Consider the following 25,458-nt stretch of genomic DNA (forward strand, 5'->3'; position numbering starts at 1 on the left):
TGCTCAGGCCGGCGACGGCGCGCTCAGCAGCGCGCGCAGTTCGGCGAGCACCGGCGCGCCGTCCGGACGCACGCCGCGCCACACGTAGAACGATTCGGCGGCCTGCTCGACCAGCATGCCGAGGCCGTCGGCGCCGCGCGCGCCGAGACCCGCCGCGTGTGTCATGAAGACTGTCGGATGCGCGCCGTACATCATGTCATAGGCCAACGTGCCGGTGCCGAACGCGCGGTCGTCGCATTCGGGCAGCGACGCGTCGAGACTGCCGGCGGTCGCGTTGACGATCACGTCGTACTGGCCCGCCTCGATCGCGCGGGCGCTGCCGCCGGCGAGACGGCAGTGCGCGTCGCTCGCGGCCTGCGCGAACTGCGCGACCAGCGCCTCGGCTTTCTCCGCCGTGCGATTGACGATGGTCAGCGTATGCGGTGCGCGGTCGAGCATCGGCAGCACCACGCCGCGCGCGGCGCCGCCCGCGCCGAGCAGCAGGATCCGCGCGCCCTTCAACGGCACGCCGAGATTCACTTCGATATCGCGCACGAGGCCGAAACCGTCGGTGTTGTCGCCGTAGATGCCGCCGTCGGCGTCCACCCGCAACGTGTTCACCGCGCCGGCCGCCGCCGCGCGCGGCGACAGCGTGGTCGCGAACGCGTGCGCGTCGAGCTTGAACGGCACGGTCACGTTCAGGCCGCGCCCGCCCGCTTCGATGAATGCGCGCACGTGCGGCACGAACGCGTCGACCGGCGCGAGCAGATGACCGTAGTCGACCGGCTCGCCGGTTTGCGCGGCGAAGCGGCCATGGATGAACGGCGACTTGCTATGGCCGACCGGATTGCCGATGACCGCATAACGGTCGCGCGCTTCGTTGCCGCTCATCGTCCCGGCTCCGTGATGTGCTGGTCGGCGTCGCTGGTTTCGCCGTTTGCTGGGGTGGAAGCGTCGCCGGGGTTGGCCGGGTCGGTGTCGGCTGCGGTGTCGGCTGCGGTGTCCGCCGGGGTGTCCGCGGCAGTGTCCGCGCTCGCTTCGGCTTCGGCTTCGGCTTCGGCCTCGGCTTCGCTGGCGGCGCTGTCGTCGGCGGCGTCGAGCAGTTCTTCGTCGCTGTCGTCTTCCGCTTCTTCGGCTTCGGCGCCGCTCGTCACGGTCGGCGCATCGAGCACGTGCAGCAGACGCACCGACGCTTCGATCGTCAGTTCATCGATCGACATCACTTCCATCTGTAAACGCGTGCCCCGCGCATGCACGCCGAGGCCCGGCACGTGCAGCAGCAGCGGAATCTCCTCGAGCCGCACCAGATCGCCCTTCACCACCGACGCCACCACCTGCTTGCGGTCTTCCTGCTTGAGCCAGCGCAGACACCAGAAGTACTCCATGCGGCGCTGGTAGTCGGCGTACGCGGTGTAGGTGTCGTCGAAGCCCTGCACGACCGCGAACAGATCGGCGTCCTTCGGCTTGAACGGCGCGGCGAGCTTCGCGGTCACGCCATGCTGCACGCACGCGATCAGCTGCCACTGGTTCACGAGGTCGACATAACGGCGCAGCGGCGACGTGCTCCACGCGTACTGCGTGACGCCGAGGCCTTCGTGCGGTGCCGCGTTGGTCTGCATGCGCGTGCGTTTCGGGCCGCTCGGCGCGCCGAACGCGCGCTGTGTGCGGTAGATGCCCGGCACGCCGTGATCGTGCAGGAACGCGCCCCACGACGAGTTCGCGAGAATCGCCAGTTCGGCGACGATCGTGTCGAGCGGCGAGCCGCGGCGGCGCGGCGTGATCGTGATGTGCTCGCCGTCGACGTAGAAGTTGTAGTCGGTATTGCGCTGCACTTCGCGGCGCAGGCCGTAACCGGCGCGCGCGGTCTGGCGCCGTTCGAACAGCGCCTGCGCGAACGGCCACAGCACCGCGATGTCGTCCTTGTGCGGGTACTCGCCCGTACCTTCGGCGAGCGCCTCTTCGGTGACGATTTCGTCGAGCGTGTTGTGACGCAGGTTGCTCTTCACGAACACGCGCTCGGCGCGCGTTTCGCTCGCGACGATCTCCTGCGTCTCGCGATTGACGATCACATACAGCGACAGCGCCGGGCGATAGTCGCCCTCGCCGAGCGTAAAGGTTTCGACGACGCTGTCGGGCAGCATCGTGATCTTGTCGCCCGGCATATAGACGGTGGACAAACGCGCACGCGCGATCGCGTCGACGTCGTCGCCGCGCTGGATGCCGAGCGCCGGCGCGGCGATGTGCACGCCGATGCGCACGCGGCCGTCGCCCAGATGCTCGACCGAGAACGCGTCGTCGATTTCGGTGGTGGTGACGTCGTCGATCGAGAACGCCTGGACGTCGGCCTGCGGCAGATCGTCGGGCACGTTCGCGGCCGCGACCGGCGGAAAACCGGTGCCGTGCGGGAAGAACTCGGACAGGAATTTCGCCTCGTGCAGCGCGCGCGGCGACGCGATCGCGCCGCACTCGAGCATCAGCCGCGCCTGCGAAATGCCGCGCGCGGCGGCGGCGCCTTCGAGCGCCTTGTATTCGATCGTGTTCTTGTCCGGCTTCGTCAGCAGCGCGAGCGCCTTGCTGCCCGCGAACGCTTCCGGCAGACGGCCTTGCTTCAGTTCTTCCTCGTACTGCGCCTGCACCAGCGCCTGCTGGCGTTTGCGCTCGAGGCCCGCGAGCGCCATCTTCAGTTGCTCTTCCGGCGCGCGCTGATACATGCCGCGGCCCTTGCGGCGGAAGTAGACCGGCGAGCCGTGCATGCGCAGCACCAGCGCCGCGCGCTCGGTCGCGCCGAAACCCTCGCCGAAATACTCGGCGCCGAGCGTCGCGAACGGGAATTCGTCGTCAGGCGCGCATTCCCACAGGAAGTCGAGATCGATCTCCTGCGCCAACGCGTCGGCCTGCTGCATCAATTCCGCGGCGCTCGGCTTGTCGAATTCGATCAGCACATCCTTCGCGCGCACTTTCGCGCGCCGCCCGCCCGGCAACTCGACCTGAAACGCGTCGCCCTGGCGCGACAGCACGCCGCCAGCCTTGAAACTGCCCGATTCCTCGAAGAAAACGTTCACTCAATACTCTCGTTCTGACTTGCATCTGCCGGCGCGCCCAATCGCTTTAGCGATCGATCACTGCGTGCGCGGCACGGCAACGTGTTCGTAATATGAAGCCGCGACGCGCAAAGCACGCCGGCGGGTTGAATGGCCAGAGCGGCAGCCATGAGGCCGATCGACCTCGCTGCCGCTCGGGCACCTGAATCCTGGGCATGGAAACCGCGCGAGCCGCTGGATGCGGACGGTGCGCGCTTTCGCGCCTGCCTGGTGGACTGCTCCTGTACTGCTCTCGCGCTGTTTGCGTGTACTGTTCGTGCGCCATGGCTGCCCGCGCGACTTCCAGTTTGTAGCACGCTCTTCTTGCATGCTCTTACTGCACGCAGTTTTCACGCCTCTTTTTTGCACTTCTGTTGCGTGTTTCTTTCCCGCACACCCGTTCTGCACACCACTATCCCGGCCGGTTCCCGCATCCGCGCGTCGTAATGCTTAGCGCGGGCATCGCTCACGCATGCGCCCCGCTCACGCCATCCCGACGCTTTTGTCGCGTGGCGCGGCGGCGTGTTCCGCCGCGTGGTCCCGCGCCGCTATCAGGCTGCCTCGCGCGGCGCCGGCGGCTCGGCGGGCTGCTCGTCGCAAAACGCCAGCACCGGATCGAGGTACTGCGCGAACTCGCTGATCGCGTGGTCGCTACCTTCGATCAGCGTAGTCCGCGCGCCCGGATAGTGCGCGACCATTTCGCGATAGTCGAGCACTTCGTCGCCGGTCGCGGCCACCAGATAATAGCGTTCGGGCCGCGTAATCGACGCGACGCCCAGCGCGCGCAATTCGTCCAGATGATGCGGCTCGACGACGATGCTGCCGCCGCCATGCCACAACGGCTGCTCGCCGAGATAGGCGCTCAGGTCGCGCTGCGGCACGACCGCCGGGTTCAGCAGCACGGCCGGCCAGCCGTGCTTCTCGGCCAGATGGGTGGCGAAATAGCCGCCGAGCGAGCTGCCGATCACCGTCACCGGCCTCGCGTCGCCGTTCGCCCGGGCCTCGGCCACCAGCGACTCGGCGAGCGCCACCGCCTCGAACGGCGACACCGGCAGCATCGGGCAGCACCACTCGTCGGCGCGGCCCAGTTCGGCGAGCCGCGCCGCGAGCAGGCGCGCCTTGAACGAATTCGGCGACGACCGGAAACCGTGCAGATAGAGAATCAAGACGCGCCTCGCGCGGACAACGCGTCGAGCAGCTTCTGATGCACGCCGCCGAAGCCGCCGTTGCTCATCACCAGAATCTGGTCGCCGGGGCGGGCGGCGTGGACCACGGCCTTGACGAGCGCGTCGAGGTTGTCGAACGCCTGCGCGTGGGCGCCGAGCGGCGCGAGCGCTTCGCCGAGATTCCAGCCCAGCGCGTCGCGCCCGCTCGGTGCGCCGTAGCCGAATACGAGATCGGCGTCGGCGAGGCTGCCCGGCAGTTGCGCCTTCATCACGCCGAGCTTCATCGTGTTCGAACGCGGCTCCAGCACCGCGAGAATCCGCGTGTTGTCGCGGCCGACGCGCGCGCGCAGCCCGGCCACCGTCGTTTCGATCGCGGTGGGATGATGCGCGAAGTCATCGTATACAGTGACGCCGTCGACGCTGCCGCGCACTTCCATGCGGCGCTTCACATTGCGGAAGCTGGACAGCGACTTCGCGGCCTGCGCGGGCGGCACGCCGACGTGGCGCGCGGCGGCGATCGCGGCCAGCGCGTTCATGCGGTTGTGCTCGCCCTGCACCTGCCAGTCGACCACGCCGACGCGCTCGCCGTCGTGATAGACCGCGAAGCGCTCATCGACGGGCACGCCTTGCTCGGCCGGCTGGACTTCCCAGCCGCCCTGCACGCCAAAGCGCTCGACCTCGCTCCAGCAGCCGCGCGTCAGCACGCGCTCGAGCGCGTCCTCGCGACCGTTGGTGACGACGCGCCCAAGGCGCGGCACCGTGCGGATCAGGTGATGGAACTGCGTTTCGATCGCAGCGAGATCGGGGAAGATGTCGGCGTGATCGAATTCGAGGTTGTTCAGCACCGCCGTTTTCGGGCGGTAATGGACGAACTTCGAGCGCTTGTCGAAGAACGCGGTGTCGTACTCGTCGGCTTCGATCACGAAGAAGCTCGAATCCGTCAGCCGCGCCGACACGCCGAAATTCAGCGGCACGCCGCCGATCAGGAAGCCGGGATTGAGGCCGGCATCTTCGAGCAGCCACGTCAGCATCGAGCTGGTGGTGGTCTTGCCGTGCGTGCCGGCCACCGCCAGCACCCATTTGCCGTTCAGCACGTGCTCGCCGAGCCACTGCGGGCCCGACACGTATGGCAGGCCGCGGTCGAGAATCGCCTCCATCAGCGGGTTGCCGCGCGTGACCACGTTGCCGATCACGAACAGGTCCGCGTTCAGGCCGTTCAGCTGGTCCGCGTCGTAACCCTCGATCAGACCGATGCCTTGCGCCTCGAGCTGCGTGCTCATCGGCGGATAGACGCCGGCGTCGCAGCCGGTCACCGTATGGCCCGCGCCGCGCGCGAGCACCGCGAGACCGCCCATGAAGGTGCCGCAGATGCCGAGGATGTGGATGTGCATAAGCCTGTCGTGCCGCGCGGGCGTTTCTTGCGAGGGATGGGAGAGCCGCAGGACGGCCGGAACGACCGTCTGCAAAGGACGCCTATTGTAACCGACACGGCATATCACACCCGCCCCACGCCCGCGCCGGGCCGCCCGGCGCGGGCCTGTGCGGGCCGCCGAACCGCGTCGCCAGGCCCGATCTAGTATCATGGACGGATGGTTCGCAAATCACATTTCGATCCGCAGCGCGTGCGCGAGGAAATCGCGATCGCGGCTGCGCGCCTGATTGCCGAGGACGGCCTGGACTACGCCACCGCGAAGCGCAAGGCGGCCCGGCAGATCGTCGGCGAGACCCGTGTGGCCGGCGAATGGCTACCGGACAACGACCAGATCGAAGAAGAAATCCGCGAGTATCAGCTGCTCTTTCAGGGCGACAGCCAGCCGACGCTGCTGCGGCGGCTGCGCGTGATCGCGGTCGACTGGATGGAGCGGCTCGCGCCGTTCAATCCGTATCTGACGGGCGCGGTGCTTGGCGGCACGGCCGGCGAGCATTCGGACGTGCATCTGCAGGTGTTCTGCGACAACCCGAAAGAAGTCGCCATTTATCTGCTGAATGCGAACATCCAGTATGACGTATCGGAAACGCGGCATTTCGCGGGGCGCGGCTATGTGGAAACACTGAGCTTCCTGTGGCGTCCGCTTAACGAGCGCAATGCCGACCCGGTCGGCATTCACCTCGCGCTGTACGAAACCGACGACCTGCGCGGCGCGGTGCGCGCCGACGCGCGCGGGCGCACCGCGCGCGCCAACCTGCAGGCGGTGCAGGCGCTGCTCGACGGCGACCCGGTCACCTCCTTCACTAATTAGATAGATAGACTGAACAGGGCACGATGAATACGAGACGGATTCTGGCGGGCGCGGCCGTCGCGCTGGTGGCCGCGGGCGGCGGCGTGATGACCAATCACTGGATCAATCGCGATTCCGACGTCGCGTACGCGGCGCCGGTCGACAATCATCAGGACGCGGTCAAGCAGTTGTGGGGCGCGGCCGTCACCGATGTCAACGGCAAGCCGCAGTCGCTCAGCCTGCTGAAAGGCCACCCGATCGTCGTCAACTTCTGGGCCTCGTGGTGCGGTCCGTGCGTCGAGGAAATGCCCGAGCTGTCGCAAATCCAGCGCGAGTACGCAAAGAAAGGCATCCAGTTCGTCGGCCTCGGCGTCGATTCCGACAAGAACATCCAGGCGTTCCTGCAGAAGGTCAAAGTCGCCTATCCGATCTACGTCATCGGTTTCGGCGGCGCCGACCTCGCGCGCGCGTTCGGAAATAACGCGGGCGGGCTACCGTTTACCGTCGTGATCGACGCAAAAGGCAACATCCGCTCGACAAAATTGGGGCAGATCGACGCCGCAGCATTACGCAAGACGCTCGACACTCTGTAAATTTCGAGCATTTCTCATACCGCGTCTTTGCTGCCTGATTCCGTGCAGAACGAGCGAAAATGCGCGGGAAATTCCCGAATTTGAGTGAAGTTGAGTCCGAGGCGTTGTGGCGGACCGCGCCGACCAGTGTCGCGTACGTGTGGGAAACTAGACAAGTTTCTCTAATCAGCGCTAAAGTGCGCCCAATTCCACGGAAATAGAAGCGACCATGACGCGACTGCTGGTACTGCACGGACCCAACCTCAATCTTCTCGGCACCCGGGAACCCGAGGTCTATGGTCGCGTGACCCTGCCACAGATCGATCAGGCGCTGGCGGACCGCGCAGCCGACGCAGGCGTCGAGCTGGCATCGTTCCAGAGCAATCACGAAGGCGCACTGGTCGACCGCATTCAGGCCGCACGGACTGAAAAGACCGATTTCATCCTGATCAATCCCGCCGCGTACACGCACACCAGCGTGGCCATTCGGGACGCACTGGCGGGGGTCGACATCCCGTTCGTCGAAATTCATCTGTCGAACGTGCACCGTCGCGAACCGTTCAGGCATCACTCGTATTTCTCCGACCAGGCTGAGGGCGTCATTTGCGGCCTCGGCTGGAAGGGGTATCTTTACGCGCTCGAATTCGCGCTCGACCGGCTCGCCGCCGGTTCGTCGCGCGGCTGAATCCAAACACGTCCAATTTGAGCCGGCACTGCACACTTGCACACGCCGGCACTCTACGCATTGAAAAGGGGCAACCTGATGGATCTACGTAAACTCAAAACTCTGATCGACCTCGTCTCGGAGTCCGGTATTTCCGAACTCGAAGTGACCGAGGGCGAAGGCAAGGTCCGCATCGTCAAGAATGCGCCGCCGGTTTACGTGCAACCGTCCGCCGCCTACGCCGCACCGCAATTCCCGCAGGCCGCGCCGGTCGCAGCAGGCGAAGCACCGGCTGCCGCCGGTGCTCCGGCCACGCCGGCCGCCGCCGCGCCGCAAGGTCACGTGGTGACCTCGCCGATGGTCGGCACGTTCTACCGCGCGCCGTCGCCGGGTGCCGATCCGTTCGTGCAGGTCGGCGACACGGTCAAGGAAGGCCAGACCATCTGCATCATCGAAGCGATGAAGCTGCTCAACGAGATCGAGTCGGACAAGTCCGGCGTGGTCAAGGAAATCCTCGTCGAAAACGGCCAGGCGGTCGAGTACGGCCAACCGCTGTTCGTGGTCGGCTAACGCGGCACACAGTGTTCGCCGCCCGCGCGCCGCTCGTTGACGAGGCGCGCGACCGATCCTCTGCGGCAGCCGGCGTCGTGAACGACCCGGCGCCCATTGATGAGTCGAAAACCCGCTATGTTTGAAAAAATCCTCATTGCCAACCGTGGCGAGATCGCGCTTCGTATCCAGCGCGCCTGCCGCGAGCTCGGCGTCAAGACGGTCGTCGTCTATTCGGAAGCCGACAAGGAAGCCAAGTACGTGAAGCTCGCCGACGAGGCGGTCTGCATCGGCCCGGCACCTTCGAATCTGAGCTATCTGAACATGCCCGCGCTGATCAGCGCGGCCGAAGTCACCGACGCCGAAGCGATTCACCCCGGCTACGGCTTCCTGTCGGAGAACGCCGACTTCGCCGAGCGCGTCGAGCAGTCCGGCTTCACCTTCATCGGCCCGCGTCCGGAAACGATCCGCATGATGGGCGACAAGGTCACGGCCAAGCAGACCATGATCAAGACCGGCGTGCCTTGCGTGCCGGGTTCGGAAGGCGCTTTGCCCGACGATCCGAAGGAGATCGTGAAGATTGCCCGCCAGGTCGGCTATCCGGTCATCATCAAGGCGGCCGGCGGCGGCGGCGGTCGCGGCATGCGCGTGGTCCACACGGAAGCGGCGCTCGTCAACGCGGTCAACATGACCCGCGAAGAAGCCGGCCGTGCGTTCGGCAACCCGCAGGTCTACATGGAGAAGTTCCTGGAGAACCCGCGGCACATCGAAATTCAGGTGCTGTCGGATTCGTTCAAGAACGCCGTGTGGCTCGGCGAGCGCGACTGCTCGATGCAGCGCCGTCACCAGAAGGTGATCGAGGAAGCGCCGGCGCCGGGCATCGCGCGTCGTCTGATCGACCGGATCGGCGATCGTTGCGCGGATGCGTGCAAGAAGATGGGCTATCTCGGCGCGGGCACCTTCGAGTTCCTGTATGAAAACGGCGAGTTCTACTTCATCGAAATGAACACGCGCGTGCAGGTCGAGCACCCGGTGACCGAACTGATTACCGGCGTCGACATCGTGCAGGAACAGATCCGCATCGCGGCCGGCGAGAAGCTCGCGTTCCGTCAGCGCGACATCGTATTCAAGGGCCATGCGATCGAATGCCGGATCAACGCCGAAGATCCGTTCAAGTTCACGCCGTCGCCGGGTCGCCTGACCTCGTGGCACATGCCGGGCGGTCCCGGCATCCGCGTCGATTCGCACGCGTACAACGGCTACTTCGTGCCGCCGAACTACGATTCGATGATCGGCAAGCTGATCGCTTACGGCGCGACGCGCGAACAGGCAATCAAGCGGATGCGCATCGCGCTGTCGGAAATGGTGGTCGAAGGCATTCAGACCAACATCCCGCTGCATCGCGAGCTGATGCTCGACGCGAAGTTCGTCGAGGGCGGCACCAGCATTCACTACCTCGAAAACCGGCTGGCCGCGCGTCAGCAGGTCGCGCCGGAAGAAGCCTAAGTCATGAGCTATCGGGAACTGGTCGCCGAACTGGCGCGCGAGCACGCCGAGGAATTCTCCGACGCGCTGCTCGAGCTGGGCGCGCTGTCCGTGTCGGTCGAAGACGCGGATGCCGACACGCCCGACGAACAGCCGCTGTTCGGCGAGCCCGGTCTGACGCCGGATCGCACCGCGTGGCAACGCTCGCGCGTGATCGCGCTGCTCGCGCCGGAGCACGATCCGGCGGTGCTGCTGACCGCCGCGGCCAACGAAATCGGCCTCGACTCTGCACCGGCCTATACCGTGCGCGAGGTCGAGGAGCAGGACTGGGTACGGCTCACGCAATCGCAATTCGATCCGATCCAGATCGGCGAACGGATCTGGGTCGTGCCGTCGTGGCACGACGCGCCGGACCCCGACGCGCTCGTGCTCGAACTCGATCCGGGCCTCGCGTTCGGCACCGGCAGCCATCCGACCACGCGGCTGTGCATGGAGTGGATCGAGCAGTCGGTGAAGGCTGGCCAGTCCGTGCTCGATTACGGCTGCGGCTCGGGCATCCTCGCGATTCTCGCGAAGAAGTGCGGCGCCGATCCGGTGATCGGCATCGACATCGACCCGCAGGCGGTTGAATCCGCGCGCCACAATAGCGAGCGCAATCACGCCGAGGTCACCTACGGCCTGCCCGACGCCTGTCCGGCCGGCGAGTTCGACGTGGTGGTCGCGAACATTCTGTCCAACCCGCTGAAACTGATGGCGTCGATGCTGGCGTCGAAGGTGAAGCCGGGCGGACGCATCGCGCTGTCGGGCATTCTCGCGCGCCAGGCCGACGAAGTCGCGCAGGTTTACGCACGCTGGATCGATATCTGCGTGTGGCGCGAACACGAAGGTTGGGTGTGCCTCTCCGGAACGCGCCGCGAAAGCAATTAGAATAAGGCATATTGTCAAACCAACGGCCTCCGGCTCAACGGCTCGATATGCACCTGGCGACGCGCTGCCCCTTTTGCGAAACTGTTTTCCGCCTGCAACCGGCGCAGCTCGCGCAGCGTCGCGGCCTCGTTCGGTGCGGGCATTGCCAGGAAGTCTTCGACGCGTCGAGCAGTCTGTTCGAGGTGACCGAAGGCGGCGATTTCTCCACCGCTAAACCGGTTGCCGCCGCCGCGGCGATCGAAGCGCTGTCGGGCGTGCGGGCGAAGAGCCTCGACTTCCGCGCCGAAGCGTGGGATCCGTGGGCGCCGACTGCCAGCAAAGCGGGCGTCGCGAGCACCGTCGTCGGCGGCTCGAGCAGCACGCTCGATACCCGTTTGCGGCATCACGCCGACAGCATGCAGTTGGCACCGCTGCCGCTCGGCGACTACGCCACCGCGACGGCCACACCCGCTGCGCCCCCTACTCCACCGCGTCAGACGAGCGAGCCCGAACTGCCCGCCGGCGGCTTCACTACGCCCCTGCCCGCGGATCAGCAGGAACCGACGTTCGCCGACGCGCCGCTCGAACCGTTCGCTTATCCGGAAGATGAGCCGAACGAGCCGGACGAGCCGCTCGATGAACGGATCGGCGAGTCGCCCGCCGTACAACCCATCGTACAGCCCGCCGCGCCGCCGGTCGTTCCGCCCGGGACGCCCACGGCCGATACGTCAGCCTCACCCGTCACCCCGCCCACCGCGACTCCCGCGTCCTCGCCGTTCATCGACGAAGCGCCGCGTGTGTGGCACAGAGCCGGGCGCACGGACCCGTCCACGCCCGACGAACCCACACTGCACGAACCGGCGAGCCTGCATGGCATGCCCGATAACGAACCGCGTTTCGGTTCGATCGGCGCGGGCCCGAGCAGCTTCGGCGCAGAGACCGGAGCAGGCGCGGCAGCCGGCTTCGGCGCGGGCGCTGCCGCCGCGGCAAGTGCCGGTGGCGCAGGCGCTACAAGCGGTACAGGCGGCCCACGTGGCCCTCGCCCACCCGGCACTCCCGCACCCGCCGCATCGAGCGGCGAGCCGTTCTCGGTCAAACCCGTCAATGACGGCAGCGATCCGTTCCCGGTCACGCGCGAAACCCGCCCCGCCGAAGCCGGACGCACCGGTTGGGTCGCGGCCGGCATAGTGCTCGCGGCGCTGCTGGTGATCGCGCTGCTGGCGCAGCTCGCATGGTGGCAGCGCGAAACGATACAGGTCGCGATCCCGCGCTCGCAGGTGCTGTATGCGAAGGCCTGCTCGTATCTAGGCTGCCGGCTGACGCCGCCGCACGACATCGACGGCCTGCTGGTCGAGCCGTCCGATCTGCGCCAGATCGACGGCCCGCACAGGCTCGAGCTGAAGATGCCGCTGCACAACCGGCTGAACCTCGCGCTCGCCTACCCCGCGATCGAACTCACGCTGCTCGACGACCAGAACAACGTCGCGGTGCGGCGCGTGCTGTGGCCCCAGGATTACGTGCCGCCCGGCACCGTGATCGCGGCCGGCCTGCCCGCGCACACCACGCAGATGATGATCGTGCATCTCGACACCGGCAACGCGGTCGCATCCAATTTCCGCGTACAGATCTTTTATCCGTAACGCACCCCCACGCGCCCGCACCTCGCGGGCGCTTCATTGTCATTACTGACGCCCTTTCGGAGCAAAACATGAGTCAAGTCACGCTGGGTGGCAACCCGATCGAAGTAAGCGGCACGTTCCCGTCGGTTGGCCAGCAGGCCGCCGCGTTCTCGCTGGTCGGCCGCGACCTGAAGCCGCTGTCGCTCGCCGATTTCGCCGGCAAGCGCAAGGTGCTCAACATCGTTCCGAGCCTCGACACGCCGACCTGCGCGACGTCGACCCGCAAGTTCAACGAAGCCGCCGCGAAGCTCTCCAACACGGCCGTGATCGTCGTGTCGGGCGACCTGCCGTTCGCCGCATCGCGCTTCTGCACGACCGAGGGCATCGAAAACGTCGTGACCGCGTCGACGTTCCGCGGCCATGAATTCGCGCAAGCCTACGGCGTCGACGTGACGAGCGGCCCGCTGACCGGCCTGACCGCGCGCGCGGTCGTCGTGATCGACGAAAACGACAAGGTCGTGCACGCCGAGCTGGTCGGCGAAATCAAGAACGAGCCGAACTACGACGCCGCCCTCGCCGCGCTGAAGTAAGCCCGCCGCACACGATCTCCAGCGCCGCGCGAGGCTCGACTTCCGCGCGGCGCTGTCGCATCGTTGCGCCTCTTTCCACCGCTTTTTAACAGGAACGCCCGCCTTGGCTACGCTCATCTGCGGCTCGCTCGCGTACGACAACATCATGACCTTCGAAGGTCGCTTTCGGGATCACATCCTGCCGGAGCAGGTCCACATCCTGAACGTGAGCTTTCTGGTGCCGACCATGCGCCGCGAGTTCGGCGGCTGCGCGGGCAACATCGCGTACGCGCTGCATCTGCTCGGCGGCGACGCGCGCATCATGGGCGCGATCGGCGCGGTCGACGCGCAGCTCTATATGGACCGCCTCGCGACGCTCGGCCTATCGACGGAAAACGTGCTGGTCGTGCCCGACACCTATTCGGCGCAGGCGATGATCACCACCGATCTGGAAAACAACCAGATCACCGCGTTCCACCCGGGCGCGATGATGCAATCGCATTGCAACCGCGCCGACGAAGCGAAAGGCATCACGCTCGGCATCGTCGCGCCGGACGGCTACGATGGCATGGTTCAGCACTCCGAACAGCTGGCCGCCGCGGGCGTGCCGTTCATCTTCGATCCGGGTCAGGGTTTGCCGCTCTTCGACGGCGCCACGCTCCGGCGCATCATTGAACTTGCCACCTATGTTGCGGTCAACGATTACGAAGCCAGGCTGGTGAGCAACAAGACTGGCTGGTCGATCGAAGAGATCGCCAGCAAGGTCGACGCACTGATCATCACGCTCGGCGAAAAGGGGGCACAGATCCATCACGGCGGCGGCCTCGAAGAGATTCCAGCAGTGACGGCAAAGCAGGTGCTCGATCCGACCGGTTGCGGCGATGCATTTCGCGGCGGCTTGCTGTACGGTATCGAGAACGGCTTCGGTTGGGCCACGACCGGCCGTCTCGCCAGCCTGATGGGAGCATTGAAAATCGAGCAGCAAGGCCCGCAAAACTACGCGCCCAGCCGGGCGGAAATCAACGAGCGGTTCAAGCAGGCCTTCGGATACGACCTGCCCTGATATCGCGAGCTATGGGAGTTTGGTAATGAGAACAACGAGTCGCCTGGTCGTCGCCACCTTGATCGCCGGTTCGCTGGCCATGTCGGGGTGCGCGGTCAACAGCAGTTCTCCCGACGTCTTCACCGCGTCGCAGGCGCAGCGTGAACAGACGGTTCGCTTCGGCACGGTCGATAGCGTGCGCGCGGTGCGGATCAGCTCGAACAACGGTCAGCCGAGCGGCGTCGGCGCACTCGGCGGTGCCGCGCTCGGCGCGCTCGCTGGCAGCGCGATCGGCGGCGGACGCGGCTCGGTCGCCACGGGCATCGTCGGCGGTATCGGTGGCGCGGTGGCCGGCAATGCGGTCGAAAACAGCGTCGCCATGCGTGACGGTCTCGAGATCACGGTGCGGCTCGACAACGGCGACATCCGCGCGATCACGCAAACCTCCACCGGCGAGATCTTCCGCGCCGGCGATCGCGTGCGGCTGCTGTCGAGCGGCGGCGTCACCCGCGTCACGCACTAACATACCGAACGCCATTCCCCTCTCGCGCGGCCGCGTAAAGCTCAGGCTTACCGCGCCGCGACGACGACTTCACACGCATGCGCCCTCACGGGTCCATGCGTGTTTTTTCGTCCGCGTGTTTTTCTTCCGCATGCCGTCGATGCGGGCGCTGCCTTCACCCGGGCGCCGGGCAAAAAAAATCCCGCCACCGGAAAACCGGTAACGGGACATTGACCGGGTTGCGCTCGCTGAAGCCCAAGCACGACCCGGTCATCCGACACATCGAGCGATGTGTCGACGTACTTCCACTGCTTACGGACGGCTGCCCGTCGGGAACGGCCATGCCGCTGCCGGGTTCAGCGCGGTCTTCACCGTCGCCGCCGGTGCGCTCGAGACAGCAGGCGCAGCGGGAGCAGGCGCAGCCTTCTTGGCGACAGCCTTCTTCGCAGGAGCAGCCTTCTTCGCAGGCGCAGCGGCCTTCTTCGCGGCAGCCTTCTTGGCAGGTGCAGCTTTCTTCGCTGCAGCCTTTTTCGCAGGCGCGGCCTTTTTGGCAGCAGGCTTGGCAGCGGTCTTCTTCGCAGCAGCCTTCTTCGCCGGCGCCGCCTTCTTCGCTGCAACCTTCTTCACCGCGACTTTCTTGGCCGCAACCTTCTTTGCTGCGGCTTTCTTCGCCGGTGCTGCCTTCTTCGCTGCAACCTTCTTCGCCGCGACCTTCTTCACCGCGACTTTCTTTGCTGCAACTTTCTTCGCAGCAGCCTTCTTCGCCGGTGCGGCCTTCTTCGCTGCAACCTTCTTCACCGCGACTTTCTTAGCCGCAACCTTCTTCACTGCGACCTTCTTGGCAGCGACTTTCTTTGCCGGTGCGGCTTTCTTTGCCGGAGCAGCTTTCTTCGCTGCGGTCTTCTTTGCTGCGGGCTTCTTGGCCGCGGCCTTCTTTGCAGTTGCCATCATTTTCTCCTTCAGGTTTTCAGATGAGGTCAGTTCAAACTACACCCTTCGTCAAAACCCGCTTCCCGCGGACGCTTCTCAGGGCGCGCGCTACGAAGCGGGCTATTCATCGGCGTACGCAGGTGCAACGCGCTTACGCTAATGAATGCGGTAAGGCGCGCCGTGCCCCAAGGCACCGCGCGCCAGATCTGGTCGACGTCGCATGGCGACGCCGGCAATTGCTTGATCGGGCCGCCGACGTTCACGCCAGCGGCTTTTTCCGGGGGGAAGTTTGCCCATCCCACTGAAGGGTCCGCAAAGTGCCTGTCATGTTTGTGGGCCGCTAAGGCACCGGGCACGCTTTGCATCAGGCCGTTCTGCTCCTAACTCAGGTTGCCGCGGCCACAGCCGGCGGCACCCCCATCAATGAATACATCTGCGACACGGCGCTCCGGCTTACTCCCAGGAGAGCGCACCGCCAGTCTGATATTCGATCACTCGCGTTTCGAAGAAATTGCGTTCTTTCTTCAGGTCGATCATCTCGCTCATCCACGGGAACGGGTTTTCCTCGTTCGGGTACAGCGGATCGAGACCGATCTGCTGGCAACGACGGTTGCAGATGAAGCGCAGGTAGCTCTTGAACATCGACGCGTTGAGGCCGAGCACGCCGCGCGGCATCGTATCTTCGGCGTAGCGATATTCGAGTTCGACTGCCTGCTGGAAGATCGTGCGGATTTCGGCGCGGAACTCAGCCGTCCACAGATGCGGATTTTCCAGTTTGATCTGGTTGATCAGGTCGATGCCGAAATTGCAGTGCATCGACTCGTCACGCAGGATGTACTGGTACTGCTCCGCCGCGCCGGTCATCTTGTTCTGACGGCCGAGCGCCAGGATTTGCGTAAAGCCGACGTAGAAGAACAGGCCTTCCATCACACAGGCGAACACGATCAGCGAGCGCAGCAGCGTCTGGTCTGCTTCGAGCGTGCCGGTCTTGAAGGCCGGGTCGGTCAGCACGTGGATGTACGGAATCAGGAATTCGTCTTTCTCGCGAATCGAGGTGACCTCGTGATACGCGTTGAAGATTTCGCCTTCGTCGAGACCCAGCGATTCGACGATGTACTGGTAAGCGTGCGTGTGGATCGCCTCTTCGAACGCCTGGCGCAGCAGGAACTGGCGGCATTCGGGCGCCGTGATGTGGCGGTAGGTGCCCAGCACGATGTTGTTGGCGGCAAGAGAATCCGCCGTCACGAAGAAGCCCAGGTTGCGCTTGACGATGCGGCGCTCGTCCTCGGTCAGCCCGTTCGGGTCTTTCCACAGGGCGATGTCGCGCGACATGTTCACTTCCTGCGGCATCCAGTGGTTGGCGCAACCGGCCAGATACTTTTCCCAGGCCCACTTGTACTTGAACGGCACAAGCTGATTGACGTCGGTCTGGCCGTTGATGATGCGCTTGTCGGCGACATTGACGCGCGCTTCGGAAGCAGCGGCACCGGCGGCCGCGCTGGTCGCCGCGTTGGTCACATGAGCGACGGGAGCGACAGCGATGTCGTTCGCGAAGACTTCCTGAGCCGAGGGAGCATGAGGAGCGGAACGCGTTCCGATTTGCGAACCCACAGCCGATCCCGCAGCGTTGCGCAACACGTTCGGTTGCGTCGCGCTCGAGGGAGTTACGGCAGTGATCTCGTCATCCCAGTTGAGCATAAATGTCACCATCAATTTAGAACGGTTTGTACCATCTTTTCACGAGCGATAAAAGAGTTCGCTGATGAAAATTCCTGTTTTCGATTCGCGTTGCTACGTTCATACAACACTTTGTTCGACTGACTCTGTGCGATACGTCGAGTGACGCGTGTTGAACATGTGTTGTCAACGTGCTTCGCGAACTCGAAGAGCAACGTTTCGTTACAACGTTTCGCTGCTCTATCTATCTGTATTGCGCAGTGCGTTGTTTGCTGCCGTCACGCGAATCGCTCGTCGCGAGTGTCGGCGGTGAGCCGTGTTGGCCGTGCTGCTTAAGCGTTGTCCAAGCGTTGCGTGAGTGTTGGAGAGTGAAGTTCGAATGCGATATCGAGCGAGGTATCGCGAGCTTCGTTCCCTTTGCTGCGTTGCCCGAAGCGTTCGCGAGGCGCCTTGTCGCGCGAGATGTTGCGCGCTTCGTCTGTGTTGCGGACTGCTTCGCCGACTGCTTTGCCAACCGCGGCAGGCCATTACCGACTACACCTCGATTACGACCCGCCGACTACTTTTGCTGCGTCGATGAGCGGCGCGATTTCGAGGAACTTCGATCGAGAAACGTCGATCGGTCCACCATCCACCGCTCATCGAACTGCGTCTACTTCTCTACTTCACTTGCGCGATTGCCTGGAGCGTCGCGTGCTGCATGCGGGTCATCACCTACGACCACCTTGCCCGCAGTTAGCAAGCAACGCTCCCGCCAGTTGCCGACTGCTTACTGGCAAGCCTCGCATTCGTCGAAGCCAGGATCGCCCGGACGCATCATGCACACCGGACCCTCTGCTTCAGGCGCCGCTTCGACTGCAACCGCGGCAGTCGCTGCAACCGCCGCTGCTGCCTGGAAGCCGCCGCTCACGCCACCGGCCGCACCGCCGCTCGCGCCGAAACCACCTGCCGCGCCGCCTGCACCGCCCGAGCCGTCATGACCCGAACTTACCGCGTTCAGCGCGCCGTGCGCGACCGTCGATTTCTCGACGTGCGTCGCCGCCATCGTGCGGAGGTAGTAGGTCGTCTTCAGGCCGCGCAGCCATGCGAGCTTGTAGATCTCGTCGAGCTTCTTGCCCGATGCGCCGGCCATGTAGATGTTCAGCGACTGCGCCTGGTCGATCCACTTCTGACGACGCGAGGCTGCCTCGACGAGCCACGTCGGGTCGACTTCGAACGCGGTCGCGTAGATCGCGCGCAGGTCGGCCGGGATACGGTCGATGCGCGACAGCGTGCCGTCGAAGTACTTCAGGTCGGCGACCATCACTTCGTCCCACAGGCCGCGCGCCTTCAGGTCGCGCACCAGGTAGTCGTTGACCACCGTGAACTCGCCCGACAGGTTCGACTTCACATAGAGGTTCTGGTAGGTCGGCTCGATACAGGCCGACACGCCGATGATGTTCGAGATCGTCGCGGTCGGCGCGATCGCCACGCAGTTCGAGTTGCGCATGCCGTAGGTCGCGATGCGCGAACGCAGGGAGGCCCAGTCCATCGATTCGCTCGAATCCACCTCGACGTAGCCGCCGCGCGCTTCGGCGAGCAGCGCCACCGAATCCTGCGGGAGGATGCCGCGATCCCACAGCGAGCCGCGGTAGCTCGAGTAGCGGCCGCGCTCTTCGGCGAGTTCGGTCGACGCGTAGTACGCGTAGTAGCAGACCGCTTCCATCGAACGGTCGGCGAACTCGACCGCCTCCTGCGACGCGTACGGCGTGCGCAGCAGGTGCAGGCAGTCCTGGAAGCCCATGATGCCGAGGCCGACCGGACGGTGCTTGAGGTTCGAGTTACGCGCCTTGGCGACCGCGTAGTAATTGATGTCGATCACGTTGTCGAGCATGCGCATCGCGACGCTGATCGTGCGCTTCAACTTGTCGTGGTCGAGCACGAACGTGCCGTCGGCCTGTTCCTTCAGGTGCGCGACGAGGTTCACCGAGCCGAGGTTACAGACGGCGATTTCGGCGTCGCTCGTATTCAGCGTGATTTCCGTGCACAGGTTCGACGAGTGGACGACGCCGACGTGCTGTTGCGGCGAGCGCACATTGCACGGATCCTTGAACGTGATCCACGGATGGCCGGTTTCGAACAGCATGCCGAGCATCTTGCGCCACAGTTGCGCCGCCGGGATCTTCTTGAACAGCTTGATCTCGCCGCGCGCGACCTTGTCTTCGTAAGCCGTGTAAGCCGTTTCGAACTCGGCGCCGAACTTGTCGTGCAGGTCCGGACAGGTGGACGGCGAGAACAGCGTCCAGTCGCCGCCTTCCATCACGCGCTTCATGAACAGGTCGGGAATCCAGTTCGCGGTGTTCATGTCGTGCGTGCGACGACGGTCGTCGCCGGTGTTCTTACGCAGCTCGAGGAATTCCTCGATGTCGAGGTGCCACGATTCGAGATACGCGCACACCGCGCCCTTGCGCTTGCCGCCCTGGTTCACGGCGACCGCCGTGTCGTTGACGACCTTCAGGAACGGCACGACGCCTTGCGACTTGCCGTTGGTGCCCTTGATGTGCGAGCCGAGCGCACGCACGCGCGTCCAGTCGTTGCCGAGACCGCCGGCGAACTTCGACAGCAGCGCGTTTTCCTTCAGCGCTTCGTAGATGCCGTCGAGGTCGTCGTCGACCGTGGTCAGGTAGCACGACGACAGCTGCGAGCGATGCGTGCCCGAGTTGAACAGCGTCGGCGTGGACGACATGAAGTCGAAGCTCGACAGGATGTTGTAGAACTCGATCGCGCGCGCTTCGCGGTCGATCTCGTTCAGCGACAGGCCCATCGCGACACGCATAAAGAATGCCTGCGGCATTTCGATACGCACGCCGTCGTGGTGCAGGAAGTAGCGGTCATACAGCGTTTGCAGACCGAGGTAGCCGAACTGCAGGTCGCGGTTCGCGTCGAGCGCGGCGCCCAGACGCTTCAGGTCGAACTGCTGCAGCTTGTCGTCGAGCAGGCCGGCGCCGATGCCGCGCTTGATGAACTGCGGGAAGTACTCGGCGTAGCGCTGACCCATTTCCGCTTGCGTGACTTCCTCTTCGAGGATTTCGCGGCGGATCGTGTGCAGCAGGATGCGCGAGGTGACCTGGCTGTAGGCCGGGTCCTTTTCGATCATCGTGCGGGCAGCGAGGATGGCCGAGTCGTAGACCTGGCTCATCGGCACGCCGTCGTACAGGTTCTTCACCGTTTCCGCGACGATCGGCTCGGCGCTCACCGCGTCGCCGAGGTTCGCGCAGGCGGACTCGATGATGCCGCGCAGCGCGGCCATGTCCAGCGGACGGGTGACGCCGTTGTCGGTCACGTTCAGACCCGGCGTGCCGGCGGGAGTCTCTGCCTGCTCGTCATGCGCGCGCGCCTGGTTGCGCTTCTCGCGATACAGCACGTACGCACGCGCGACGTTGTGTTCGCCGCCGCGCATCAGCGCGAGCTCGACCTGATCCTGAATGTCTTCGATATGGAACGTGCCGCCGTTCGGGCGGCTGCGCACCAGCGCGCGCACCACGTTCTGCGTGAGTTGCTCGACCAGTTCGCGCACCCGTGCCGACGCCGCACCCTGACCACCATTGACGGCGAGGAACGCCTTCGTCACGGCGATCGCGATTTTCGACGGCTCGAACGACACCACGCTGCCGTTGCGGCGAATCACCTTGTAGTCGGCGTAGGTCGCCTGCGGCGCGAGCGCCTGTGCGCCTTGAGCCTGGCCGAAGGCCTGGCCAGTCGGTGAGCCCTCGTAACGGGTCGTCACGTTGTCGGTGGTTTGCATGTGCAAAGCTCCTGGTCTTGGAAATTGCGGCGAGTGCCGCGGATTAAATCGAACGCCGCGCCGCCGCGAGCTCGAGCGATAAGGTGCAGGAAGGCCGGCTACGCCGGTTGGCGGGATACGACTGCGAGGAAGCCTGATTCGATTTGATGTCGGTCTTCATCGGGTAGGTCGCGATCACTGGCTGGTCCTTTCCTGAATGCTTCTGGATGCAGCCGGAGATCCCCCTACCGGCCGCGCCCCAGGAATTTTTTTCGATGCCCGGAATGCTTGCGGCGCCATGCTCGGAGAGCGGGGCGCCGCAGACTTATACACTCGGTTATTCACATGGTTATGCACAGAACAACACAAGATGTAGTGGACAACCGATTTCGTGGCACCAAGTATAGTGGAGATTCAAGGCAGGTCAAACCGTTTTATTTGCTTTGGATGTCTTGACTTTTGCATCTCCCGGCGCGCTGCGGCTCCGCGCGCAGGCAGGCCGCGCCTTGCTCTGCGGGCATTGCGCCGGGTCGTGCAAAAACGGCTTACCGCGTTGCGGAAAACTTGAGATAGGGGAAATACCGAGCGTCGAGCGACGCGTCGTTTTGCAGCCGCGACCAGTCGAAATGCGGACCGGGATCGGTCTTGCGGCCGGGTGCGATGTCGGAGTGACCGGCGAGCGCGTCGATCGGATAACGCGCCTTCAATGCGCCGACGAGCGCGGCGAGCGTGCGGTATTGCGCCGCTTCGAAAGCGGTGGTGTCGCTGCCCTCGAGCTCGATGCCGATGGAGAAGTCATTGCAGCGCTCGCGGCCGAAAAAATTCGACGGCCCCGCGTGCCACGCACGCTCGTTGCACGACACGAACTGTTCGAGCGCGCCGTCGCGATGGATCACGAAATGCGCGGACACGCGCACGCCGCGCAGATGGGTGTCGTAGTACGGATGGGCGTCGCAGTCGAGCGTGTTCTGGAACAGCTCGGCGATCGCGGTGCCGCCAAATTCGTTCGGCGGCAGGCTGATGTTGTGGACGACGATCAGCGTCGGCACCGCGCCTTGCGGCCGCGCTTCGAAGTTCGGCGAGACGAGCTTGCGGGCGGTGGGCACCCAACCGTCGGCGTCGACGGTGAACGCGTCGCTCATCGGGCGTCGCGGCCCGACGGATGCGCGCTATGGCGCTGCGCGTGCGCGGCGCAGCAGAACGCCTGCCCCGCGACGCTGACCGAATCGCTCTTCGGCGCATGCACGCCGCACTCGACGCAGCGGATCATCGGCTCGGCCAGTTGCTGCTGCGCGCCCGCGGCATGCGCGGCGCCGGCGCCGTTTGCACTACTCGCACCGTTCGCCCCGCGGGCACCGGTGCGTTGCGCGGTCTGCGCGTCGTGACGGCGCAGCGCCTTCACGAGCCATTGACCGACAATGAACATCAGGATCAGCAAAAAGATTTGTCGCATGGTGACACGCTCACACTACAGGTCGGTGCAACAGCACCTCGAAAACGAAACGGCTGCCGACGTACGCGAGCAAGAGCGCGACGAACGAGACCAGCACCCAGCGCAATGCCGCACGGCCGCGCCAGCCGGATACCTTGCGCGCGGTCAGCAGCGCGCCGAACATCACCCACGAAAGAATCGCGAACACGGTCTTGTGATCGAGCCGCAACGCGCGGTCGATCAGTTGCTCGCTGAACAGAATGCCCGACAGCAGCGTCAGCGTGAGCAGCACGAAGCCGGCGCCGATCAGACGGAACAGCAGCTTCTCGAGTGTGAGCAGCGGCGGCAGCGTGTCGAGCCAGCTCGACCACCAGCCGTTGCCGGCCGCCGCATGCCGTTGCGCGAGACCGCCGCGCATCGAATGCAGACGCCGCTCGACCGCCAGCATCAGGATCGCGTGCAGCGCGGCGATCGCGAACAGACCGTAAGCGATATTGGCGATCAGAAAGTGCAGCTTGAACATCGGCGCGGCCGCATACGGCAGCACGCGCACGCCGCCGAACGCGAGCGGCAGCAGCGACGCGACGCACGCGAGCGGCAACACCAGCAGCCGCAGTCCGTCGAGCGGGAAGAAAAAGCTCTCGATCCAGTAGATGCCGGCGCCGAGCCAGAACATCGCCGACAGCGCGAACGCGAAGCCGAACACCATCGCGTTCTGCGGAAAGATCGTGGTATGCAGCAACACGCCGTGCGCGAGCAGCGCGACGAACAACAGCGCGCGCCCCGGCGCGCTCATGCCGGAAGCCGCCGAAGCAACGGCGGGCGCCGCATGGGCGGGCAGCGGCGGCACGCTCTCGAGCATCGGACGCACGGCCGCGTGCCGGTGCGAGCGCCAGCCGGCCACGGCGAGTCCGCCGTAGAGAAGCGCGGTGAGGGCATACAGTACAATATCCATATTCGAAGTTTACACTAGGCCCCTACTCCGCGACGTCTTGTGCGTCGCGCGCTGCCCGGGCCGCACCGTTCATCGCTCCCCATGCTCGACAATCTGACTCAACGGATGGCGCGCGTCGTCAAGACGCTGCGCGGCGAAGCCCGGCTCACCGAGGCGAACACTCAGGAAATGCTGCGCGAAGTGCGTCTCGCACTGCTCGAGGCCGACGTGGCGCTGCCCGTCGTGCGCGAGTTCATCGCCAAGGTCAAGGAGAAGGCGCTCGGCGAGGAAGTGATCTCCAGCCTGTCGCCAGGTCAGGCGCTCGTCGGCGTGGTGCAGCGCGAGCTGACAGCGGTGATCGGCGGCGACTACGAAGGCAAGGCCTCCGAACTCAACCTCGCCGTCACGCCGCCCGCAATCATCCTGATGGCAGGTCTGCAGGGCGCCGGTAAGACGACCACGGTCGGCAAGCTCGCGAAGCTGCTGCGCGAGAAGTACAAGAAGAAAGTGCTGACGGTGTCGTGCGACGTCTATCGCCCGGCCGCTATCGCGCAGCTGAAAACGGTTACAGAGCAGGTCGGCGCGGACTTCTTCCCGTCGGAGCCGGACCAGAAGCCGGTCGACATCGCGCGCGCCGCGGTCGACTGGGCCAAGCGTCATTACCATGACGTGCTGCTCGTCGACACGGCTGGCCGTCTCGGTATCGACGAAGCGATGATGAACGAAATCTCCGCGCTGCACGCCGAACTGAAGCCGGCCGAAACGCTGTTCGTGGTCGACGCGATGCTCGGCCAGGACGCGGTCAACACCGCGAAGGCGTTCAGCGACGCACTGCCGCTCACCGGCGTCGTGCTCACCAAGCTCGACGGCGATTCGCGCGGTGGCGCGGCGCTGTCGGTGCGTCACGTGACGGGCAAGCCGGTCAAGTTCGTCGGTGTCGCCGAAAAGCTCGACGGTCTCGAAGTGTTCCACCCGGACCGGATGGCAAGCCGGATTCTCGGCATGGGCGACATCCTCGCGCTGGTCGAGGAAGCGCAACGCGGCGTCGACGTGCAGGCCGCGCAGAAGCTCGCCGACAAGGTCAAGAAAGGCGGCGACTTCGACCTCAACGATTTCCGCGCGCAACTCACGCAAATGAAAGGCATGGGCGGCCTGTCGTCGCTGATGGACAAGCTGCCCGCGCAGTTCCAGCAGGCCGCGGCCGGCGCCGACATGGGTCAGGCCGAGAAGCAGATGCGCCGCATGGAAGGCATCATCAATTCGATGACGCCGGCCGAGCGCGCGAAGCCCGAGCTGATCAAGGCGACCCGCAAGCGCCGTATCGCCGCCGGTGCCGGCGTGCAGGTGCAGGAAGTCAACCGCATGCTGAACCAGTACGACCAGATGCGCACGATGATGAAGAAGCTCAAGGGCGGCAATCTGCAGAAGATGATGCGCGGCATGAAGGGCATGCTGCCCGGCATGCGCTAAGCTTCGAGGAGGACGGCGCCGCGTGGCTGACTTCACCGCGCGGCTGGCGGCTGACTTCAGGCCCGCGCGGGTTTATTCTGTAGCGCGTACCGCCGTCCTTCACAGGATCGTCCTTCGGGATGTTCCGACCCACCCTATGTATACAGTTACCGCCCGTCAGACGTCATGAACCGCGAAGAAGCCCTCCATATTTTTCAACACTCCGAAGAAATCGTTTCGGCCTCGGACGTCAATGCGTCGATCGCCGGCATGGCGAGCGCCATCCGCGACGAGATGAGCGAGGACTTCCCGCTCGTGCTGTCGGTGATGGGCGGCGCCGCGGTGTTCACCGGCATGCTGCTGCCGCACCTCGACTTCCCGCTCGAGTTCGACTACATCCACCTGACGCGCTACCGCAACACGACCAAGGGCGGCAACGAGATGCAGTGGCGCGTGGCGCCGGCCGAATCGGTGAAGGATCGCGTGGTGCTGGTGCTCGACGACATCCTCGACGAAGGCGAGACGATGGCCGCGATCCGCGACCGTATCCTCGCAATGGGCGCGAAGCGCTTCCTGTCGGCGGTGCTGTGCGAGAAGATCATTCCGAAGGCCAAGCCGCTGCGCCCGGACTACTGCGGCTTCGAAGTGCCGGACCGTTATGTGTTCGGCTGCGGGATGGACGCGAAGGGATACTGGCGCAATCTGCCGACCATCCGGGCGCTGACCGAAGGGGCGTAAGCCAGTCAAATTGCGCATTGCCGGCTTTCTCGCCGGCGAAAAAAAAGCGGCCTGGATGAACTGCACCCCAAAAGTTGGACACTGATCCAACCTTTGGGGTGTTTTTCATGGCGAAGTACGACGAACGGTTCAAGCAGCGGTTGGTAGACGCATATTTGCAAGGCGAGAGTGGGATTAAAGCGT

23 protein-coding genes are annotated in these 25,458 nt (G+C 64.9%); 12 read left to right on the forward strand and 11 right to left on the reverse strand.

All coding sequences use genetic code 11. The annotated features are described in order from the left end of the window. Positions 1-3 precede the first annotated feature (3 nt). The 4 genes from aroE to mpl all read right to left on the reverse strand — a co-directional run bounded on the left by aroE (position 4) and on the right by mpl (position 5,616). On the reverse strand, positions 4-870 hold the full coding sequence (gene aroE / locus HHL14_RS22975) for a shikimate dehydrogenase (RefSeq protein WP_169499900.1): 867 nt from the start codon (positions 868-870) through the stop codon (positions 4-6). Next, positions 867-3,041 carry a ribonuclease catalytic domain-containing protein gene (locus HHL14_RS22980; RefSeq protein ID WP_169499901.1) on the reverse strand — a complete coding sequence of 725 codons (2,175 nt, stop codon included), beginning with the start codon at positions 3,039-3,041 and terminating at the stop codon, positions 867-869. The genes aroE and HHL14_RS22980 overlap by 4 nt, the downstream gene beginning before the upstream one ends. 569 nt (positions 3,042-3,610) lie before the next feature. After that, on the reverse strand, positions 3,611-4,225 hold the full coding sequence (locus HHL14_RS22985; protein WP_169499902.1) for a YqiA/YcfP family alpha/beta fold hydrolase: 615 nt from the start codon (positions 4,223-4,225) through the stop codon (positions 3,611-3,613). Beyond that, positions 4,222-5,616, reverse strand: coding sequence for a UDP-N-acetylmuramate:L-alanyl-gamma-D-glutamyl-meso-diaminopimelate ligase (mpl, locus tag HHL14_RS22990; protein ID WP_169499903.1), 1,395 nt, complete (start codon positions 5,614-5,616; stop codon positions 4,222-4,224). Before mpl ends, HHL14_RS22985 begins: the two co-directional genes overlap by 4 nt. Before the next feature lie 198 nt (positions 5,617-5,814). Here mpl and HHL14_RS22995 point away from each other — a divergent pair, with 198 nt between their 5' ends. From HHL14_RS22995 to HHL14_RS23040, 10 genes are all read left to right on the forward strand, one after another. Then, positions 5,815-6,465 (forward strand): UDP-N-acetylmuramate--alanine ligase, encoded by a 651-nt coding sequence (locus tag HHL14_RS22995; RefSeq protein ID WP_169499904.1) that lies wholly within the window; start codon positions 5,815-5,817, stop codon positions 6,463-6,465. A gap of 23 nt (positions 6,466-6,488) precedes the next feature. Next, complete coding sequence (locus tag HHL14_RS23000) at positions 6,489-7,037, forward strand: TlpA family protein disulfide reductase (RefSeq protein ID WP_169499905.1); 549 nt, start codon at positions 6,489-6,491, stop codon at positions 7,035-7,037. Between the two features lie 208 nt (positions 7,038-7,245). After that, complete coding sequence (gene aroQ / locus HHL14_RS23005; RefSeq protein WP_169499906.1) at positions 7,246-7,701, forward strand: type II 3-dehydroquinate dehydratase; 456 nt, start codon at positions 7,246-7,248, stop codon at positions 7,699-7,701. A gap of 78 nt (positions 7,702-7,779) precedes the next feature. Further along, complete coding sequence (accB, locus tag HHL14_RS23010; protein WP_169499907.1) at positions 7,780-8,250, forward strand: acetyl-CoA carboxylase biotin carboxyl carrier protein; 471 nt, start codon at positions 7,780-7,782, stop codon at positions 8,248-8,250. Between the two features lie 117 nt (positions 8,251-8,367). After that, complete coding sequence (accC, locus tag HHL14_RS23015) at positions 8,368-9,735, forward strand: acetyl-CoA carboxylase biotin carboxylase subunit (protein WP_169499908.1); 1,368 nt, start codon at positions 8,368-8,370, stop codon at positions 9,733-9,735. Between the two features lie 3 nt (positions 9,736-9,738). Next, on the forward strand, positions 9,739-10,641 hold the full coding sequence (gene prmA / locus HHL14_RS23020) for a 50S ribosomal protein L11 methyltransferase (protein ID WP_169499909.1): 903 nt from the start codon (positions 9,739-9,741) through the stop codon (positions 10,639-10,641). A gap of 47 nt (positions 10,642-10,688) precedes the next feature. After that, positions 10,689-12,260 (forward strand): zinc-ribbon and DUF3426 domain-containing protein, encoded by a 1,572-nt coding sequence (locus tag HHL14_RS23025; protein WP_169499910.1) that lies wholly within the window; start codon positions 10,689-10,691, stop codon positions 12,258-12,260. 68 nt (positions 12,261-12,328) lie between these two features. Then, the gene (gene tpx / locus HHL14_RS23030; RefSeq protein ID WP_169499911.1) at positions 12,329-12,829 is read left to right on the forward strand and encodes a thiol peroxidase; all 501 of its coding nucleotides are present in this window, start codon (positions 12,329-12,331) and stop codon (positions 12,827-12,829) included. Positions 12,830-12,932: 103 nt separating this feature from the next. After that, positions 12,933-13,871 (forward strand): carbohydrate kinase family protein, encoded by a 939-nt coding sequence (locus HHL14_RS23035; RefSeq protein WP_169499912.1) that lies wholly within the window; start codon positions 12,933-12,935, stop codon positions 13,869-13,871. 25 nt (positions 13,872-13,896) lie between these two features. Further along, a complete protein-coding gene (locus HHL14_RS23040; RefSeq protein WP_075302900.1) occupies positions 13,897-14,373 on the forward strand; it encodes an outer membrane lipoprotein in 477 nt (158 codons plus the stop codon). Positions 14,374-14,664: 291 nt separating this feature from the next. On the opposite strand, the gene HHL14_RS23045 is transcribed toward HHL14_RS23040, so the two are convergent. The 7 genes from HHL14_RS23045 to HHL14_RS23075 form a co-directional block, all read right to left on the reverse strand. Beyond that, positions 14,665-15,300, reverse strand: a complete 636-nt coding sequence (locus HHL14_RS23045) for a histone H1-like DNA-binding protein (RefSeq protein WP_169499932.1) — start codon at positions 15,298-15,300, stop codon at positions 14,665-14,667. Positions 15,301-15,329: 29 nt separating this feature from the next. Next, a complete protein-coding gene (locus HHL14_RS23050) occupies positions 15,330-15,647 on the reverse strand; it encodes a hypothetical protein (RefSeq protein ID WP_169499913.1) in 318 nt (105 codons plus the stop codon). Between the two features lie 88 nt (positions 15,648-15,735). Next, complete coding sequence (locus tag HHL14_RS23055; protein WP_169499914.1) at positions 15,736-16,980, reverse strand: ribonucleotide-diphosphate reductase subunit beta; 1,245 nt, start codon at positions 16,978-16,980, stop codon at positions 15,736-15,738. Between the two features lie 748 nt (positions 16,981-17,728). Continuing rightward, positions 17,729-20,743, reverse strand: a complete 3,015-nt coding sequence (locus HHL14_RS23060; protein WP_169499915.1) for a ribonucleoside-diphosphate reductase subunit alpha — start codon at positions 20,741-20,743, stop codon at positions 17,729-17,731. A 524-nt stretch (positions 20,744-21,267) separates the two neighbouring features. Next, the gene (ampD, locus tag HHL14_RS23065) at positions 21,268-21,864 is read right to left on the reverse strand and encodes a 1,6-anhydro-N-acetylmuramyl-L-alanine amidase AmpD (RefSeq protein WP_169499916.1); all 597 of its coding nucleotides are present in this window, start codon (positions 21,862-21,864) and stop codon (positions 21,268-21,270) included. After that, positions 21,861-22,175: a PP0621 family protein gene (locus HHL14_RS23070; RefSeq protein ID WP_169499917.1), complete on the reverse strand. Its 315-nt coding sequence runs from the start codon at positions 22,173-22,175 to the stop codon at positions 21,861-21,863. Before HHL14_RS23070 ends, ampD begins: the two co-directional genes overlap by 4 nt. Positions 22,176-22,185: 10 nt before the next feature. Then, positions 22,186-23,109 (reverse strand): cytochrome C assembly family protein, encoded by a 924-nt coding sequence (locus HHL14_RS23075; protein WP_169499918.1) that lies wholly within the window; start codon positions 23,107-23,109, stop codon positions 22,186-22,188. An 81-nt stretch (positions 23,110-23,190) separates the two neighbouring features. Here HHL14_RS23075 and ffh point away from each other — a divergent pair, with 81 nt between their 5' ends. After that, entirely contained in the window at positions 23,191-24,558 is a 1,368-nt protein-coding gene (gene ffh, locus HHL14_RS23080) for a signal recognition particle protein (RefSeq protein WP_169499919.1), read from the forward strand. Between the two features lie 165 nt (positions 24,559-24,723). After that, positions 24,724-25,275, forward strand: a complete 552-nt coding sequence (locus HHL14_RS23085) for a hypoxanthine-guanine phosphoribosyltransferase (protein WP_169499920.1) — start codon at positions 24,724-24,726, stop codon at positions 25,273-25,275. Positions 25,276-25,458: the final 183 nt, after the last annotated feature.

The sequence above is a fragment of the Paraburkholderia antibiotica genome, from assembly GCF_012927125.1.
In the GTDB taxonomy this organism is placed as follows: Bacteria; Pseudomonadota; Gammaproteobacteria; order Burkholderiales; family Burkholderiaceae; genus Paraburkholderia; species Paraburkholderia antibiotica.